The organism is Chitinophaga deserti, assembly GCF_003149455.1.
Classification (GTDB): Bacteria; Bacteroidota; Bacteroidia; order Chitinophagales; family Chitinophagaceae; genus Chitinophaga; species Chitinophaga deserti.
Map to the genome: position 1 here is coordinate 474842 of NZ_QFFK01000001.1, position 17551 is coordinate 492392.

General features: G+C 50.9%; 20 protein-coding genes. 11 read left to right on the forward strand and 9 right to left on the reverse strand.

All coding sequences use genetic code 11. From position 1 onward, the window contains the following. Nucleotides 1–248 precede the first annotated feature (248 nt). Together pheT and DEV76_RS01795 are read left to right on the forward strand one after the other, a co-directional pair. Nucleotides 249–2681, forward strand: coding sequence for a phenylalanine--tRNA ligase subunit beta (pheT, locus tag DEV76_RS01790; protein ID WP_109694498.1), 2433 nt, complete (start codon nucleotides 249–251; stop codon nucleotides 2679–2681). Between the two features lie 3 nt (nucleotides 2682–2684). Next, complete coding sequence (locus tag DEV76_RS01795; protein ID WP_109694500.1) at nucleotides 2685–2990, forward strand: hypothetical protein; 306 nt, start codon at nucleotides 2685–2687, stop codon at nucleotides 2988–2990. Between the two features lie 13 nt (nucleotides 2991–3003). Here DEV76_RS01795 and DEV76_RS01800 read toward each other — a convergent pair whose 3' ends face one another. Both DEV76_RS01800 and DEV76_RS01805 read right to left on the reverse strand, forming a co-directional pair. Further along, nucleotides 3004–3435: an RES family NAD+ phosphorylase gene (locus DEV76_RS01800; protein WP_157962665.1), complete on the reverse strand. Its 432-nt coding sequence runs from the start codon at nucleotides 3433–3435 to the stop codon at nucleotides 3004–3006. Nucleotides 3436–3450: 15 nt separating this feature from the next. Further along, entirely contained in the window at nucleotides 3451–3942 is a 492-nt protein-coding gene (locus tag DEV76_RS01805; protein ID WP_109694504.1) for an antitoxin Xre/MbcA/ParS toxin-binding domain-containing protein, read from the reverse strand. A 237-nt stretch (nucleotides 3943–4179) separates the two neighbouring features. Here DEV76_RS01805 and DEV76_RS01810 point away from each other — a divergent pair, with 237 nt between their 5' ends. The 8 genes from DEV76_RS01810 to DEV76_RS01845 all read left to right on the forward strand — a co-directional run bounded on the left by DEV76_RS01810 (nucleotide 4180) and on the right by DEV76_RS01845 (nucleotide 9716). After that, entirely contained in the window at nucleotides 4180–4476 is a 297-nt protein-coding gene (locus tag DEV76_RS01810; protein ID WP_109694506.1) for a cell division protein ZapA, read from the forward strand. 165 nt (nucleotides 4477–4641) lie between these two features. After that, the gene (gene rny / locus DEV76_RS01815; RefSeq protein WP_109694508.1) at nucleotides 4642–6204 is read left to right on the forward strand and encodes a ribonuclease Y; all 1563 of its coding nucleotides are present in this window, start codon (nucleotides 4642–4644) and stop codon (nucleotides 6202–6204) included. A gap of 674 nt (nucleotides 6205–6878) precedes the next feature. Further along, a complete protein-coding gene (locus DEV76_RS25820; protein ID WP_157962666.1) occupies nucleotides 6879–7088 on the forward strand; it encodes a hypothetical protein in 210 nt (69 codons plus the stop codon). Nucleotides 7089–7120: 32 nt separating this feature from the next. Beyond that, nucleotides 7121–7309 (forward strand): hypothetical protein, encoded by a 189-nt coding sequence (locus DEV76_RS01825; protein ID WP_109694512.1) that lies wholly within the window; start codon nucleotides 7121–7123, stop codon nucleotides 7307–7309. A 43-nt stretch (nucleotides 7310–7352) separates the two neighbouring features. Beyond that, nucleotides 7353–7547: a hypothetical protein gene (locus tag DEV76_RS01830; protein ID WP_109694514.1), complete on the forward strand. Its 195-nt coding sequence runs from the start codon at nucleotides 7353–7355 to the stop codon at nucleotides 7545–7547. 119 nt (nucleotides 7548–7666) lie between these two features. Continuing rightward, nucleotides 7667–8674, forward strand: a complete 1008-nt coding sequence (locus tag DEV76_RS01835) for a hypothetical protein (RefSeq protein ID WP_109694517.1) — start codon at nucleotides 7667–7669, stop codon at nucleotides 8672–8674. After that, nucleotides 8671–9111 (forward strand): MauE/DoxX family redox-associated membrane protein, encoded by a 441-nt coding sequence (locus DEV76_RS01840; RefSeq protein ID WP_109694519.1) that lies wholly within the window; start codon nucleotides 8671–8673, stop codon nucleotides 9109–9111. The genes DEV76_RS01835 and DEV76_RS01840 overlap by 4 nt, the downstream gene beginning before the upstream one ends. Further along, a complete protein-coding gene (locus DEV76_RS01845) occupies nucleotides 9108–9716 on the forward strand; it encodes a 3-keto-disaccharide hydrolase (protein ID WP_109694521.1) in 609 nt (202 codons plus the stop codon). The genes DEV76_RS01840 and DEV76_RS01845 overlap by 4 nt, the downstream gene beginning before the upstream one ends. 206 nt (nucleotides 9717–9922) lie before the next feature. On the opposite strand, the gene DEV76_RS01850 is transcribed toward DEV76_RS01845, so the two are convergent. From DEV76_RS01850 to DEV76_RS01875, 6 genes are all read right to left on the reverse strand, one after another. Then, complete coding sequence (locus DEV76_RS01850) at nucleotides 9923–10402, reverse strand: LytR/AlgR family response regulator transcription factor (RefSeq protein ID WP_109694523.1); 480 nt, start codon at nucleotides 10400–10402, stop codon at nucleotides 9923–9925. A 133-nt stretch (nucleotides 10403–10535) separates the two neighbouring features. Next, nucleotides 10536–11006, reverse strand: a complete 471-nt coding sequence (locus tag DEV76_RS01855) for an RES family NAD+ phosphorylase (RefSeq protein ID WP_109694525.1) — start codon at nucleotides 11004–11006, stop codon at nucleotides 10536–10538. 14 nt (nucleotides 11007–11020) lie between these two features. Then, the gene (locus DEV76_RS01860) at nucleotides 11021–11464 is read right to left on the reverse strand and encodes an antitoxin Xre-like helix-turn-helix domain-containing protein (RefSeq protein ID WP_109694527.1); all 444 of its coding nucleotides are present in this window, start codon (nucleotides 11462–11464) and stop codon (nucleotides 11021–11023) included. Between the two features lie 86 nt (nucleotides 11465–11550). Beyond that, complete coding sequence (gene scpB / locus DEV76_RS01865) at nucleotides 11551–12717, reverse strand: SMC-Scp complex subunit ScpB (protein WP_109694528.1); 1167 nt, start codon at nucleotides 12715–12717, stop codon at nucleotides 11551–11553. A gap of 106 nt (nucleotides 12718–12823) precedes the next feature. Next, the gene (gene atpG, locus DEV76_RS01870; RefSeq protein WP_109694530.1) at nucleotides 12824–13708 is read right to left on the reverse strand and encodes an ATP synthase F1 subunit gamma; all 885 of its coding nucleotides are present in this window, start codon (nucleotides 13706–13708) and stop codon (nucleotides 12824–12826) included. Nucleotides 13709–13832: 124 nt separating this feature from the next. Then, the gene (locus DEV76_RS01875; RefSeq protein WP_109694532.1) at nucleotides 13833–14414 is read right to left on the reverse strand and encodes a DJ-1/PfpI family protein; all 582 of its coding nucleotides are present in this window, start codon (nucleotides 14412–14414) and stop codon (nucleotides 13833–13835) included. A gap of 277 nt (nucleotides 14415–14691) precedes the next feature. On the opposite strand from DEV76_RS01875, the gene DEV76_RS01885 reads away from it, so the two are divergent. Next, on the forward strand, nucleotides 14692–16053 hold the full coding sequence (locus DEV76_RS01885; protein ID WP_109694536.1) for a 3-keto-disaccharide hydrolase: 1362 nt from the start codon (nucleotides 14692–14694) through the stop codon (nucleotides 16051–16053). A gap of 121 nt (nucleotides 16054–16174) precedes the next feature. On the opposite strand, the gene DEV76_RS01890 is transcribed toward DEV76_RS01885, so the two are convergent. Then, nucleotides 16175–17536, reverse strand: a complete 1362-nt coding sequence (locus DEV76_RS01890; RefSeq protein WP_109694538.1) for an alkaline phosphatase family protein — start codon at nucleotides 17534–17536, stop codon at nucleotides 16175–16177. Nucleotides 17537–17551 lie beyond the last annotated feature (15 nt).

Genomic DNA, 17551 nt, shown 5'->3' on the forward strand with positions numbered 1-17551 from the left:
TGAACAAGTTTATCCACAAAATCAGCCTGCAACACACAACAAATGTCCGATTATTCACAATCATTGTGCAAAAAGATTTTCCACATTTCCCTTGCGTAAAATTCCGCTGTCACGTACAGCAGAAGTTGTTAACTTTACGCGGCACAGCTTTGCCTCCGGCGGGGGCGCAAAGGTCTTGCAAAATATTGATTCACACAACATTAAATCGATCCGACGTGTTTCGGACAATATAATACAAGGAGCATCCAATGACAATTTCGTACAACTGGTTATGTGATTATTTGCCGGTAAAGCCCGTACCGGAGGAACTTTCCGTTATTTTGACCGCCATCGGCCTCGAAGTAGAGAGCCTCGAGCGTTTTGAAAGCATTAAAGGCAGCCTGGAAGGATTAGTGATCGGTGAAGTACTGACTGTGGAAAAGCATCCCAATGCCGACAAGCTCCGCCTCACCACCGTTAATACCGGTAACGGCGCCCCGCTTGCCATCGTTTGCGGCGCTCCCAACGTAGCCGCCGGCCAGAAAGTAGTGGTAGCCCCCGTAGGCACCACCATTTACCCCGCATCCGGTGAGCCCCTCACCATGAAGAAAGCTAAAATCCGTGGGGAAGACAGCTTCGGCATGATCTGCGCGGAAGATGAAATAGGCCTCGGCAGCGGGCACGACGGCATCCTTGTGCTGGACGCATCCCTGCAGCCCGGCACCCCGGCCCGTGAAGTATTCCAGCCTTACCAGGACTGGATTTTCGAAATCGGCCTTACCCCCAACCACATGGACGCCATGAGCCATATGGGAGTAGCGCGCGACGTATGTGCGTTCCTTAACAACCGGGAAAACACCCAGGTTTACCACGTCCGCAAGCCCGGCATCAGTGCCGCAGCAAAAGCAGCCAAACCGCTTCCCATAGCCGTGGAAGTAAAAAATACCGACGCCTGCCCCCGCTACTGCGGCCAAAGCATCACCGGCGTTAAAGTGGGCCCTTCCCCCTTATGGATGCAGCACCGCCTGCTTGCCATTGGTGTAAGACCCATCAATAATATCGTGGACATCACCAACTACGTACTCCACGAAACCGGCCAGCCCCTCCACGCTTTCGACGCTGCTACCATTAAAGGCGGCAAAATCGTCGTGGAAAACCTTCCTGCCGGTACCTCATTTATTTCCCTCGACGGTAAAGAGCGTAAGCTCGATGCCGGAGATCTCATGATCTGCGACGGGGAAGACAACGGGCTTTGCATAGCCGGCGTATTCGGCGGCTTAGGCTCCGGTGTTAAGGAAGCCACTACTGACATCTTCCTGGAAAGCGCCTACTTCAACGCTACCAGCATCCGTAAAACATCTGTACGCCATGGCCTGCGCACCGATGCGGCCATCCGTTTCGAGAAAGGCCTCGATATCTCCCTGGCGCCCTTCGCCCTGGAAAGAGCGGTTGCCCTTATTGGCGAACTGGCACACGGAGCGCCCGCATCTGACCTTACAGACGTGTATCCCGCGCCGGTACAGCCCTTCCAGATCGATGTTACTTACGACTACATCCGCACCCTCAGCGGCCACCAATACCCCGAAGCGCAGATCAAAAACATCCTCTGCAGCCTCGGTTTCACCATTCATGAAGAAAGCGGAAACCGCCTGCGTGTGGCCGCTCCCCTTCATAAACCCGATATCACCATCCCGGCAGATATCGTAGAGGAAGTAATGCGAATAGACGGGCTGGATAACATTCCCATCCCTGCCCTTGTGAGTATGGCGCCCTCCGTTCAGGCACAGCCCGACAAGGAGCGTGTAAAGGAAAGGATTGCGGACTACCTCGCCGGCAACGGTTTTTCTGAGATCTTCACGAACTCTATTACCAACGCACAATATTATAGCCACCTCGACGCGGATACGCTGGTGAAAATGCTCAACAGCCTCAGCGCCGACCTTAACGTGCTGCGCCCTTCCATGCTGGAAACCGGCCTGGAGCGCATCGCCTATAACCTGAACCGCCGGAACGACGATCTGCTGTTCTTCGAATTCGGGAAAACATACCGCCAGGAAGCCGTGGGCCAATACCCCGAAAGCGCTCACCTGACACTGTACCTCACCGGCCGGAAGCTTCCTGAAAACTGGATGCAGAAAGAGAAACCGGTAGACTTCTACGACCTGAAGGGCTATATCGGCAACATCCTCCAGATGCTGGGCCTCCAGGCTCCGCAGATGACTGCAACCACGGTACACGGCCTCCAGCCTGCATTCGAGATCACCTCCGCCGGCAAAACAATAGCCGTGGCCGGTAATGTGGCTCCTGCACAGCTGAAAGCGTTCGACATCAAGCAGCCTGTATGGTATGCAGATTTTAACTGGGACGTGATCCTGAGCCTCCTGCCCACGAAAGATGCGTTCTACGAAGAGATTCCCCGCTTCCCCTCCGTACGCCGCGATCTGGCACTGGTGCTGGATAAAAGCGTACCCTTTGCTGCGGTGGAAACCGCCGCAAGGTCAGTGAAAACGAACCTGTTGCAACAAATCAACCTGTTCGATGTTTTTGAAAGTGATAAACTGGGTGCCGGTAAAAAATCGTACGCGGTAAGCTTCACTTTCCAGGATAAGGAAAAAACCCTGACCGATCAGGAAACCGATACACTGGTTAACAAACTCGTTAAAGCATTCGAAAGCCAGTTACAGGCGGAGATCCGCAAATAAACCATGGAGATCGAACAATACATACAAAGCATTGAGGACAAGCTGCAGCAGCTGTTCCGCAAACTGCAACTGGCGCAGGCAGATAATGCCACGCTCCGGGAGCAATTGCAGCAACAGCAGGAAGAGCTGCTGCAGCAGCAGTCCACTATCCAGACCCTCGACGAAAAGCTGAAGCTTTCCAAAATTGCCACAGCTACCCAGGGCAACGGGCTATCGGAAGATGAAGACGCCTTCCGCAGGGAGGTTCGCGGTAAAATCAATGATTACATCCGCGAGATCGACCGTTGCATAGCCCTACTCAATACCTGATCCTATTGCCATACTACCGCTTTGCCAGGTAGCTTACGCCAATCTTCACTTCTTTCATCAACGGGTGCCGCAGGTTCAGCACGTACGTCCATTCCCGGCCTATATTCACGGATGGAAATGCCAGCACCAGCTTATCGGCCACGCCGAGGTGTGCTGATCCGAAATCGCGCGACACGGCTGTTACCGGCATGGCACGCCATTGCTCGGGCAACTCATCTTCCCTGAAATACCGGATACTCCCTTCCGGCACTTCTACCGGCACAATAAAATAATGAGGCGGGATGCCCGGAGGCACCTCTGCCAGTCCGCTTTCCACTGTACACATCCCGGGATGATCTACCAGGTAACGGCAGGGCATATCTTCCCTGTTCCACCTCGCAGCCAGTCCATTGGGGCGCAAAAGCTTCCTGGAGCCGGGTTTCCGGCTCAATAGATACAACATCATATACTATGAAAGGATTTACAGCATGAACTCGTCCAGCCGGAGCAATTCCAGTTTCACTTCTTCCACGCCGGCCAGCGATTCCATCAGATGGAGGGGCACCAGTCCTCCCAGTGAGCGCCTGGGGGCGCGCAGCCATGTATGAAAAACCTCCCGGTCGCGGAACATGTTGTAGCCGAGGCTGAATACTTCGGCGATGGCGATGATCCGCTCGCTGATGCCGCGGTTCAGGAGGTCGCGCCCTTTTTTGAGATGCAGCGCCCGGTTAGTGACGGCAAGCATGGCGCTCAGGGTATCGTAGTCAAGCCCGAAGATTTCTTTCAGGCGAGTCAGCTGCTCTTTGGTGATCCCGCTTTTACCGAGGTCAATCTTTTTGGTGAAGAGGGCGGCCCGCAGATCCACCACATCTTCATATGTCATCAACGGCAATTCTCCCACCAGCACTTCCCCTTCCGGCCGCTCCGTTTTCCTTGGCCGGCCGCGCCGCCTTTTTTCAGATGCATTATCCATTCGAAGATAAAGTAAGTTTTTGTTGATAAAAAACTTTACAACTGAAATTTTTCACGTGAAATTATTTACTGATAATGAGCGTCTCATGACGACAATATTTATCTCAGTATGCACATTTACGTAAAGCGTTTAGTTGTAATTCTCATGATAATAAGCATTCGAGCGACACAAAAAAATGAGTTTCAGTAAAAAAGTGGAGATTTCCCGCATTTGCTATTTTTGCCGAAACACTGAATCATGGAACCGCAACTCATACCTGTTAATATAGTGGTGGCCGACCGCACATATCGTATAAAAATCCGGAAAGACGAAGAGGAGGATGTAAGAAGAGTGATGAAAGAGGTAAACGAAAAGATCGTAGAGTTTAAAGCGGCCTATGCCGGGAAGGATATTCAGGATTATATAGCCATGGCTCTCATTATGTACGCCACCCACCCTGCCACAACCGGTGGTAAAGCCCAGGCTAACATTACTCCCTTTTTACGGGAAAAACTGCAACATCTTGACAATCTGCTGGATGAGCAACTGAAATAATGACTGCAGCCGCAGGCGAGCGCAATTTATTCATTATCACGCCCCATGATGCTTTCCTGACAATTTTTACTTATTTTCGCGGGTCAGGTGGGTCTGTTTGGAAATAACGGACCATGACCGTATTTTAATATGCCTAAACAATACTCTTATTAAACAAAACAGAATATGGAATCCATAATGGTGATAGTAGCCGGCGTTGTCGCTCTGGCTATTGGAATAATACTTGGAAAACTGATTTTCGCTAAAAACACCCAGATAAAAATTCAGGAAGCAGAAGAGAAAGCCAGCCGCATAGTAGAAGAAGGAAGAGTGAGTGCTGAGAACCTTAAGAAAGACCGCTTACTCGAAGCCAAAGAAAAATTCCTGCAACTGAAGTCAGAACATGAGAAAGAAGTGATGCAGCGCAACCAGAAGATATCCGAGTCAGAGAACCGCATCAAACAGAAAGAGCAGGGCCTGAACCAGAAGAATGAGCAGTTGCAGAAGCAGGTAACCGAAAATGAAGCGATCAAGGAAAATCTGGCCCGCCAGATAGAACTGGTAAATATCAAGCGTACAGAACTCGAAAAGCACCAGGAAGAGCACATCCGCCGCCTCGAAAAAGTAGCCGGCCTTACCGCAGAAGAAGCCCGCAACCAACTGGTAGAATCCCTGAAAGAAGAAGCCCGCAGCCAGGCCCTCAGCCACATCCAGGAGATTATTGAGGATGCCAAGACGAAAGCCAACAAAGAAGCCAAGAAAATCATTATACAGTCTATCCAGCGTACCGCTGCCGAGCAAACCATTGAGAACGCCATTACCGTGTTCAACCTGGAAAGCGATGAGATCAAAGGCCAGATCATCGGCCGCGAAGGTCGTAACATCCGTGCCATTGAAGCGGCTACCGGTGTAGACCTGATCGTGGATGATACCCCTGAAGCCATCGTGCTTTCTTCCTTTGACCCGCTTCGCCGTGAGATCGCCCGTTTGAGCCTGCAGCGCCTCGTTCAGGACGGCCGTATCCACCCCGCCCGTATCGAGGAAGTAGTGGAAAAAACCAAACGCCAGCTGGAAGAACAGGTAATGGAAATCGGTGAGCGTACCGTTATTGAAATGGGCATCCACGGTCTCCACAAAGAGCTCGTGCGTATGGTAGGTAAAATGCGCTTCCGCTCCTCCTACGGTCAGAACCTGCTCATGCACTCGAAAGAGACTGCCAACCTTTGCGCCGTGATGGCCGCAGAGCTGGGCCTTAACCCAAAACTTGCCAAACGCGCCGGTCTCCTGCACGATATTGGTAAAGTACCCGACGAAGAATCCGAACTGAGCCACGCCCTCCTGGGCGCCAAACTGGCCGAAAAATACGGAGAGCATCCTGCTATCGTGAACGCCATTGGTGCTCACCACGACGAGATGGAAATGTCTTACGTGATCTCCCCCATCGTTCAGGCCTGCGACGCCATCTCCGGTGCCCGTCCCGGCGCCCGCCGCGAGATCATGCAGAGCTACCTCCAGCGTATCAAAGACCTCGAAAATCTGGCTATGAACTACGATGGTGTTGAAAAAGCATACGCCATCCAGGCAGGCCGCGAGCTGCGCGTTATCGTTGAAAGCGAAAAAGTAACCGACAACGATGCAGACCGTCTCAGCTTCGAGATCGCTAACAAGATCCAGAACGACATGCAGTACCCCGGACAAATCAAAGTAACGGTGATCCGCGAACGCCGCGCCGTGAACGTTGCCCGCTAATCAGCACGTTATCCATACTCAAAAGGCCGTCTCTTCCCGGGACGGCCTTTTTTTGTGCCTTTACCCATCCTCCTCACTCCAATCATGTCACATTCCCCACCCCGGAGCCAACATAGTGACATCATTTGGACTAAAGCAAGGCTGACTCTCATTTACTCCGGGGTTACTGTTCTGATAAAGCATATTAAAGGTTCATGTAGGGTATATGTATATAATTTGCAATTAAACCCTTACCAGGCATAGCTTTGGGGTGCTTTTATATACATTATACCTTCTTTAAGTATACTTTAACCCTGAATTAACCCATGCTTTGCTGCTCAAAAACACATACTTATGCGATATGCCCGCATAAATCATATTGCTATATTGCAATAGCATTCATGGAAACCACTCGTGCAACCGGTCCATCAATTCAGAACGATTAACCAAATCCAGACATCGACTTACATGAGATACCCCGCAAGTGTTGCAGAAATTGTTAACTAATAAGCCCCGACTCCGCATGCCGCAAACGCAGGTATGGCGGTAGTATCTCTTCCCGTTACAACATCGTCATCATCAGTGAACCGTTACAGGCCTAACGCATCAGGCATGCCTTGCTGTATCGCATAACTGCGTTCCGGCGGCAGTGCAGTACCTGTCATTGAACATTTCTTCATTTTATTACTCTTAACATGAAAAGACGCCTTCTTTTCCTGAGCCTGTGCGCCATATTGGGCACAGCCGGCTCCGTGCTTTATGCTCATAGCCATGCTCCCCTATCAGGCGGCCAGGAAACCCTAAACGACCTGATTCCCCGTTGCTGCGACGAGAACGACCAAATCTGCATGCGTAACAGCGTAAAGGTCTTTTTCGGGCCACGGATGCCCGCCACCTGCTACTAACACGATTTTTCACACCACCAAAAACATAAAACATGAAAAAAAGCATCCTGTTTCTGGGGCTTTCACTGGCCCTGGGTATCGGCATTACCCATTCGATCAAAGCAAGCGGAAAGAAATTCATTAAGGTTTGCTGCGACCAGAACAAAGGTACCTGCCAGAAAATCGGCAACACCATTGTTCTGTACGGACCGTCAGTTTACCAGTTTGATCAGTGCCCCTGATATCCCCTGTTAAGTCTTTTTTCTTCACCCAAAATCCATTTTTATGAAACGTTCATTTGCCATCCTTGGCCTTTGCCTTGCACTCGGCATCGGCATTACCAGCTCCATCAAGGCGAGCGGTAAAAAAGCAGCTAAAATCTGCTGCGACCAGAATCACAGTGTGTGTTTCAGAATCGACCCAACAACTGCGGTTTATGGCCCGTCTGTAATACCGCCCAAAACATGCCCGGATTTGTAATGGCCTGATTGATGCAACCCCGGCGTTTTGCACGAGCGCCGCCTGAATGCTCCCGGATTTTCCGGACTTCAATCACCGGGACCGGTGTTCCAACACCGGTCCCATTTACACTTTACACAATGAAAAAACTGCTTTCAGGAATAATACTGCTCTGTGTGGTGGTTACCGGCCTGTTTGTGATGCTCATTTCCGGCTCAGACAAGCCAGCCCATGCCCGCACCGCTGTTAACCGTATATATAAACTCATTACTGCAACGCCGGCAGACACGCAATCCATCGCCGGTGAAACTCATCACCTCGCCACATTCGAAGGCATTACCTATGCATTCGATCAAAAGGCCGGAGCCCTGTTCAGGATTACCCCACAGGAAGGGAGCAGGCAAATCATCAGCAATCTGCGCAACCACTTCCAGGATATGCCGGCTTCTTTGCAGATAGACTCTTCAGGCATCTACTTCTTTTCCCCGAATCAGAAAAAGGTTTTCCGGTACTCCCTTGATGGCGGGCAACCTGATTTACTGCCAACAGGACAGTTACCGTATACCAGGGCTGCCCGGCTGGCCGACAGCCTGTATTTCATCCATATGTATGATACTGCTACCCAAAAAGCTCATTTCAAACTGGCAGACTTCCGTAATGGCGGCCGCCTGATCAGCAACCTGTACGACTTCCCCCATACCGATGATGGCGGCCTGGCATCCGACGGACAAATCACTACCGCCGGTAACCAACTGCCCGCCGCATTCCTGCAGTACCATAACAGTGAAGTGCTCCTCTGGGATACTTCCGGCTTCAGGACATTCCAGACCATAGACCGTACACCGGCAACAAATACCATCATCAAAAGTGGTAATTCCTGGAGCATCTCCAGTAAAACGATCTTCATCAACCTGGAAGCTGCTATTGACAGCCAGTACCTCTATGTTCTGTCTAACGCTGCATCAGGTAATGAGGCAACCATAACGCCGGAAATTGATGTTTACAATCTGGCCAGCGGTGCATACAGCGGCAGCCTGAAGCTACCGCCTTACGGAGGCGCGCAGGTCCGGCATATAGCGGTAGACAATGGAATACTATATACTTCCCACAAACAACACATCATCGCCTATAAACTGAACTACCCATGAAAAACAGCGTACTGCAAATCATTTGTTTCCTGTTCTGCATCCTGTTCTTCTATGCTGCATCTATGAAAGCCCTTGAATTCGGACAGTTTCAGCTGGATATTGCCAAATCTCCCCTGCTCGCCAATATTCCTCCCGTGGTAACGGGCGTACTTACTATAGTAACCGAGGTGGCAGCTGCCATTCTGGTTGCTTTGCCTGGCACCCGGAAGGCGGGACTCTACCTTTCCGCATTCCTCATGCTCAGCTTTTCACTGTATATGAGTGTGCTTTACTTCTTCTATACCAACATCCCCTGTTCCTGCGGCGGCATCCTCGGGCAGATGGGTTATCCCACCCATATTGTGTTCAACATCGCTTTCACCCTTCTGGCATTTACGGGTATACTTCTACAACATTTTTCGCTATCTTACCCGTCCACAAAAACTACAGGAGCATGAAAACAAAACTGATGACGCTGGCTGCCATCGCCCTGCTTTCCGCTGGTACGGCTTTCGGGCAAAAGGCTCAGAAACTCTTCAACGGTAAGAACCTCGACGGCTGGAAGATCCATGGAACGGAGAAATGGTACGTAGACAACGGTGAACTGATCTGCGAAAGCGGTCCGGATAAAGAATATGGTTACCTCGCAACTGATAAAACCTTTAAGGATTTCGAACTGACCGTAGAGTTCAAACAGGAAGCCAATGGTAACAGCGGCGTGTTCTTCCACTCCTCCCTCGAAGGCACCAAGATTGCCGGATGGCAGGCTGAAGTGGCCCCTCCCGGCCAGCACAGCGGTGGCATTTACGAATCTTATGGCCGCGGATGGCTCATTAAGCCGGAAGCTGAAAAAGATAAAGCGCTGAAAATGGGTGAATGGAACACGATGAAAATCGTGGTGAAGGGCAACCAGGTAACCACCTGGCTGAATGGTCAGGAAATGATCACCCTGAACGATGAGAAGATTGGTGCCAAAGACGGCCAGATTGCCCTGCAGATCCACTCTGGTGGCGGCATTAAGGTGCGTTGGAAAAACATTAAGGTGAAAGCGCTGAAAAGCTAATCTTTCCCATGTAATACAAAAAACTGCGGCCGCTCCTTTCCGGGGCGGCCGCTTTTGCTTTACTGGTTATATGGCAATTGTTCTGGCATGGATTGCCTGTAGGGAATTAATTCAGAGATGGTATGGATGTCGGAACTACGGCCGTTTTGGGGGTAACAGTGCTCATCAACGTGCCGGGTCAGATATCCGCGAAAGCCTTTCCGCTGTTATTCTCCCAGCCATTTCCGGAAGTCCGGGGCACGGAGGCGGCTTACGATCACATCTTCTTCCAGCGTGGGCTTCACCTGTACTTTCAGCTTACCGTTGAACCAGGCCTGCACCTTTACGATGCTGCGGTAGTGCACGATGCACTGGCGGTTGAGGCGGAAATAATCGTGGGGGTCAAGCTCATTGGCGATGTCATCGAGGCTTTTATCGATGAAATGGTCCGTATTCTGATGGGTACGGATGCATGCCATCCGGTCGCGGATATAGAAAAACGCGATGTCCTGGATAGCCACGGAAATGAGGCGTGTACCGCTGCGTACGAGGTAGCGCTGAACGGTTTGCGTGTTGCGCAGGCTGGACAGCAGGCGGTTTACCTGGCTGTTGAACTGCAGGATCTCCACATCGGGGTCAATGGTGGCGATCATTTCTCTCAGCTTCTGCGCTGCAATAGTTTCGGTTTCGTTGATGAGAATCTTCATGATGGGAACACTTTAGATAAGCATGGATTGTTCCCAAATGTAGCTACTGCTTACTGAGGGGCTGGAATAAATCGATGAAATGCATGAAAAGGCGATGAAATGAACATACCGGCGATGAAATTGCGGCAACCCTTTAGTGGGGGTACTTTTTGAGGATATCCTCTATGCGCTCGTCGGGCACAAGATCGGTGGTTTCGATGAGCCGGATCCGTCGGAAAGCGGGGTGAAGTGTATGCAGAACGTAGTTAGATGACTCAGGTAGTACGGCGGAAGGTACTTTAAGGACAGGGGTCAGGCCTTCATCGAACCATTTATTGCCCAGGGGCTGGCAGTGGCTATAATCCTTAAAATCGCGCCATTTAGGAGGCAGCTGCCCCGGCCCGATTACGGTAACCTCCAGATCTTCGGGTATTTCAATGATCATGATCTTAAAGTCGTGATTGAACCCTACGCCCTGGCGGCGTATCATGTTTTCGAGGAATGCAAGGGAGATGGATTCGGCACAGTAGATAACCTTGCGCCCGGCACCATTCCAGCGGCCTTTAATGCCGGAGGCGTATAATTCCTGACTGTATTGTTTATGGGTGATTCGGAATACCAGCATAAAGGAAATGGGCGTTAAACAGGATAGCCTTCGGCGAGCTTATCCAGCTCTTCGGCAATGATATCGACCCCGCCGGGGGTTACCAGCCAGTCCATAGGCGTTTCCCGGGCGCTCCAGAAAGGCTTCTTCAGCCAGTAACTGAATTCGTCGACGGTCCCGAAGATGGATTCTCCTTTCTCGTAAAGGGCTATGAGTTTGAGGAGGTGTTCACTGTAGATAGGCTCCAGCAGTTTCTGGTGCTCTTTATAGTTGCTGATGGTACGTGCAGAAAGATTGATGATGCCGGCCAGCTCTTTCTCCGGCATTTTAATTGTTTCCGCGAAGTCATAGAAAACCTTGGTTTTCACGCCTTTGTGTGCTGAGGTTACCAGGCGGTAAAGGTTCCCCAACTCAAGCCCCATGAACCGGTGCAACACGGAGTATTTTTCCTTTTGTAAAGCAATGGTAGCTGCTGGCATATCAAATTGTTTATTCCTTTACAAAGGTAGGAAATATTTCCTTTTTAAAGTTGAATATTTTCAACAACCAATTTACTGAATATCAGCTATTTTCCTTCCCGGCCTTCTTCATCTTCCGATTCATCCTCTTCATCATTCAGCCTGTCGTCGGCATCTTCTATGGCCTGTTCTTCATCATCCGCCTTTTCAGTATCGTTGGTATTATAAGGATCTTCTTCAAACGGAACGGGCCCTGATGCTTCTTCTTCCTCGCCTTCTACCTCGTCTTCATCACCATCTTCGTCGTCTTCGTCCTCCTCCTCATCCTCGTCCTCTTCTTCATCGTCTTCGTCTTCATCCTCATCATCACTGTCCTTCTTATCATCGCTCAGCATTGCTTCAATCTCTCCGTCTTCGTCCAGTTCATCTTCGAGATCATCGCCACTGTCGGCCATTTCAGGATCACCGCCTGCACTATTACCGGAAGCATGAGCATCTTCATCGCTTTCGTTCTCCTCACCGCCCCCATCACCGGAGCCGGTGCTAGATTCGGGGGAGCCTGCAGTATGTTCTTCGGAAGGCTCGTCTTCCATAAGAATAGTAGTTGTTTCTGTAAGCTCGCCTGATTCGGTAACGATCAGCTGTCCGTCGGAGGAGAGTGTTTCTTCATCCACTTCCAGGTTTTCCACGGCTTCGAGGGTAAGCTGGGTGGGCGGCACAAAGTCTTCTTCGAACACTTCCTTGAGTTTGGGCAGATCTTTCGGGGAATTGAGGCCGAAATAGTCCATAAAAGCTTTGGAGGTGGAGTACAGCAGTGGTTTACCGGGAAGTTCCTCAGAACGGCCGGAAATGATGATCAGTTCCTTTTCCAGCAGCTTGGTGATGGAGTAGTCGGTACTTACACCACGGATATGTTCGATTTCCCCTTTGGAGATGGGTTGTTTGTAAGCGATGATGGCGAGGGTTTCCAATGCAGCTGTTGAAAGGCGCTTCAGGAACTTCTCCCCATTGATCTGGGCTACGGTCTGGTAATAATCCCTTTTGGTGAGGAACTGGTAGCCTCCGCCGCTTTCGCGGACGCTGAAGGCGTAGAACTCGGAGCTGTATTTTTCCTGGATGGCCTCAATGGCAGCTGCAACCTGCTCCGGCGTGGCGCGGTCTTCAAGGAAGGCGAGCGCATTATTCAGCAACTCCAGAATGTCGGCAGCCGGCAGGGGCCGGTCAGCGGCAAAAATGAGTGCTTCAACGTGCGGGATGAGCTGTGAGATTTCCATGGGAAATGCGGTTTAAGTCAAATAAAAATGTCAAAGGCCGAAAATAAGACCTTTGACATTCTTTATAAAATATAAAAAAATTGCTGTGGATGAATTGTTGAAAAGATCAACCCACAAGCGCTGCGGCGCCAGACACGATCTCTGTAAGCTCGGTAGTAATGGCAGCCTGACGGGCGCGGTTGTATTCGATTTTGAGGCTGCGGAGCAGTTCGCCGGCGTTCTCAGTAGCCTTGTCCATTGCAGTCATACGGGCACCGTGCTCTGAAGCGTGTGCGTCGAGGATAGCTTTGAAGAACTGGGTATTGAGAATTTTAGGCATCAGTTCGGCAACGAGGGTATCCTTTTCAGGCTCGTAGATGAAATCTGCCTTACGGCCTTTGCCTTCCTGGCTTTCCACCTTAGCGATGGGGAGGAACTGTTCCAGTTTAAAGCGCTGGGTAGCGGCGTTTTTGAATTCGCTGTAAACGATATCCACTGCGTCGTAGTCTCCTTTAATGAAACCATCGAGGGCAACGGCTGCAGCAGCTTTCACCTGATCGAAGCTCAGACGGCCGAAGAGGTTCCAGAAACTGTCGTTCACTTTATAACCACTCTTGGTAAAGTGTTCCCAGGCTTTTTTACCGATGGGCAATACTTCCACGTGGCCTTTAGCGTATTGTGCAGCGTATTTTTCGCGGATGGTCTGCTTAGCCAGCTTGATGATGTTGGAGTTATAAGCACCGCAAAGTCCGCGGTCGGAGGTGATCACTACGATCAGCACTTTCTCCACCTGGCGGTTGGCGGCGAGCGCCATATCGATGTCTCCCTCCGTGTTGCTGACGATGTTCTGCAGCATTTCCTGCAGTTTCTCGGCGTAAGGGCGCATCTGAACGATAGCGTCCTGCGCACGGCGCAGCTTGGCAGCACTCACCATCTTCATAGCCTTGGTGATCTGCTGGGTAGACTGGATGGATTTAATACGGTTGCGAACTTCTTTAAGCTGTCCAGACATATATTATAAAATATTTATAGAAAAGGGCATCCGCCCCCTTATTTTGGGCGCAAAGGTAAGTAATGGCATTATCATTCGGAAATCCCCCGGCCGATTTCTTCACCTGATTCTGGTCAGGTTTCGGTTAAGGGATGATCTGGGTGCCTAATACTTTGAGGAAAGCGGCCATCCACTGGGGGTGAGCGGGCCATGCCGGGGCTGTTACCAGGTTCCCGTCCGTCACCGCTTCATATACATTCACGGATTCATAGGTGCCGCCCGCCATCACTACTTCGGGCTCCACGGCAGGGTAGGCCGTCAGCTTCTTCCCGCGCACCACATCTGCCGCCGTAAGTATCTGAATACCATGGCAAATGGCAGCGATAGGCTTGCCTGCCCGGGCAAAATGCTTCACCATATCTATTACCTTTTTATTCAGCCGCAGGTATTCCGGCGCACGGCCACCGGCCAGTACCAGTGCATCATACTCTTCCGGATGCACATCCGCAAAGGAAGCATTGAGCACAAAGTAATGCCCCGGCTTCTCGCTGTAGGTTTGCTGCCCTTCAAAGTCATGTATGGCTGTAATCACCTTCTCCCCCGCCTGCTTATCCGGACAAACAGCATGTACATCGTGCCCCACCATCTGGAGCATCTGAAAGGGCACCATCGTTTCATAATCTTCGGCATAGTCCCCCGTAAGGAACACGATCTTCTTACTTGCCATGTCTTAAAAATTTAGGTGGTTATAAAGATAAGGTATTATATTGTCCCCCGGAATCCATGCCTGCCTGCAGGCTTTTTGACCCGGATAATCTTTTTGCACTCGATTGCAATTATCGGGGAGAATGGCTAACTTGGCTCCGTCAGACAGCGGAAGAGTATTGTCTGTACGCGGAGCCTCGGGCGGCAAACGCAAAGAATGTCAACTTACAACACGTAAAAGCGCGGGAGCAAGCAGCCCGGATTGTCACCGGACGCTTTACTGATACAAAACACAATTGATGAAGAAGCAAATCCTCCTGGGTTGCGGGGTGCTGTTCATGTCTGTATCCTATGCGCAGACGGCCAAATGGCAGAACCTCTTCAACGGCAAAGACCTGAAAGGCTGGAAGCAGCTGAACGGCAAAGCCATTTATGAAGTGAAGAACGGCGAGATCGTGGGTACCACGGTTCTCAGCGAGCCTAATTCCTTCCTGGCCACCGAAAAGGACTATGGCGATTTTATCTTCGAAGTGGAGTACCGGCTGGAAAGAGATTTTAACTCGGGCATCCAGTTCCGTTCCCAAAGCAAACCGGATTATCAGAACGGCCGTGTATACGGCTACCAGATGGAAGTAGACCCCTCTCCCCGTAAATGGAGCGGCGGAGTTTACGAAGAAGGCCGCCGCGGATGGCTGTATCCGCTGGATCTGAACCCGGTTGCCCAGAACGCTTATAAACAGGGCGAATGGAATAAATATAGAATTGAGTGCCGTGGCAGCGAAATCCGTACCTTTATCAACGGAGTATCGGCCGCCCATGTGATCGACAGTGAACTTCCTTCCGGCTTCATCGCACTTCAGGTGCATGGAATCGGCAAAAAGGCCGAAGACGCCGGTAAGAAAATCCGCTGGCGCAATATCCGCATCATCGAAAACCCTGCTTCCTCGCAGTATTCGAAATATGATGATGTATACGTGGTGAATAACATTCCCAACAACCTCTCCGAACAGGAGAAAAAGCAAGGCATTCGCCTGCTTTGGGACGGTTCCACCACCAAAGGATGGCGCGGTGCGTACAAGCCTGCATTCCCCGCCAAAGGATGGGAAATTAAAGACGGCGTACTCAGCGTGCAGCCTTCCGACGGTGGAGAATCCACTAACGGTGGCGATATCGTAACGGAGGAAGAGTTTGCGGCATTTGACCTGGAATTCGATTTTAAACTAACGCCGGGTGCCAACAGCGGAGTGAAGTATTTTGTGACGGAATCAGAAGGCAACAAAGGTTCCGCTATAGGACTGGAGTTCCAGGTGCTGGACGATGACCAGCATCCCGATGCAAAGCTCGGAGCAGCAGGAAATCGTAAGATTGGATCGCTGTACGACCTTATCCCGTCTTACAAATTCACCAACTCCCACCGCAAAGTAGGAGAATGGAATCACGGCCGCGTGGTAGTGTACCCCGACAATCGTGTGGAACACTGGCTGAACGGGCATAAAGTAGTCAGCTACACCCGTGGCGACAATATCTACAAAGCCCTCGTGGCGCGTAGCAAATATGAGAAATATCCGAACTTCGGACTCGCGGAAAAAGGCCGTATCCTCATCCAGGACCATGGCAATTATGTGAGCTTCAGAAGTATCAAGATAAAGAGTTTGAAGTAGTCAGCGACTATTTCATTGTTCACTGTTTTTCAAACCGACATCCCTGATTCTTCGGGATGTCTTTTTTTGTGCCATACCCAACAAAAAAGCCGGCCCTTTCAGACCGGCTTCCGCACTATTTTTATCCTATATGCTCAAGTATGATATCCCGCACATCTGTTGCCTGCACATCTCCCGTTACAGGCCTCGAAGTGAGCAGTACGGGATGATCCTTCCTGTCTTCTGCCAAACGGCCGTGAGAGCCTTTAATCAGCGTGGCATCGAGCGGTATTACATTCATCAGGTACCTGAAGCCCAGCTTCTTCTTCAACACTTTCCAGATCACCTTCAGCTTCACCAGCGGATCAGCAGGATTGAGGAACATCTCCACCGGATCGTATCCCGGCTTGCGGTGTATATCCACCAGCCGCGCAAAATCAGGCGCCTTGGCATCGTCGAGCCAGTAATAATAAGTAAACCAGCTGTCTTTATCCGCAATCAGTACCAGGTCGCCACAACGTTCGTGGTGAAGGTTATGTTCGCGTATGCCTTCGCGGTCGAGCACCTGCCCCACTCCCGGTAATTGCTCCACCAGGTCGCGCACCTGTTTTGCCACACTCCGGTCGTTCAGGTAAATATGTGCGATCTGATGATCAGCCACCGCAAATGCTTTGGAAGCACCGGCATCCAGCAGCTCAAGCCCTCTTTCAACACGAACATTAATCAGTCCGTGTTCACGCAAAAGGCGGTTGATGTGTACGGGACGGCTTACGTTGGTAATGCCGTACTCCGACAGAATGATGATCTCACTGTTTTGCTGTTCGTAATATTCTACCAGCTGCTTCACCAAACCATCTATTGCCCGGAGCTCCGGGGCAATTTTGGTATAATCATGCCCGAATTTCTGCAGGCAGTAATCGAGATGAGGAAGATAGATGAGGGTAAGATTGGGATTATGCCAGCGGTCGGTAAGTATGGAAGCATCAGCTATCCACTGACTGGATTTGATATTGGCACCGGGCCCCCAGAACTGAAAAAGCGGGAAGGTACCCAGCTCCTGTTGCAGCCTGTCTCTCAGATCTGCCGGAGCGGCGTAGCAGTCAGGCATCTTGCGGCCGTCGGAAAGGTATTGCGGGCGTGGTGTTACGGAATAATCCGCAGTGGAGTACATGTTATACCACCAGAACATTTTGGAGCAGGTAAGCCCCGGGTGTTTGCGGCGGGCCGATTCCCAGACTTTTTCTCCGTGAACCAGGTTATTGGATTGTTTCCAGAATTTGATTTCGCTGTCGGTACGGTCGTACCAGCCATTACCGACGATGCCGGTTTCGCTGGGCCAGAGGCCGGTGAGGTAGGTGGACTGTACCGCGGTAGTTACGGCAGGGAGCATGGGCCGGATGGATGACTGATGGTTCTTTTTAGCCCAGGCAGCCAGGAAAGGCGTATGTTCCCCGATGAGGGCGCCCGATAATCCAACAACATCCAGCACTACGGTTTTTCTCATATGTCTTAACTTCTC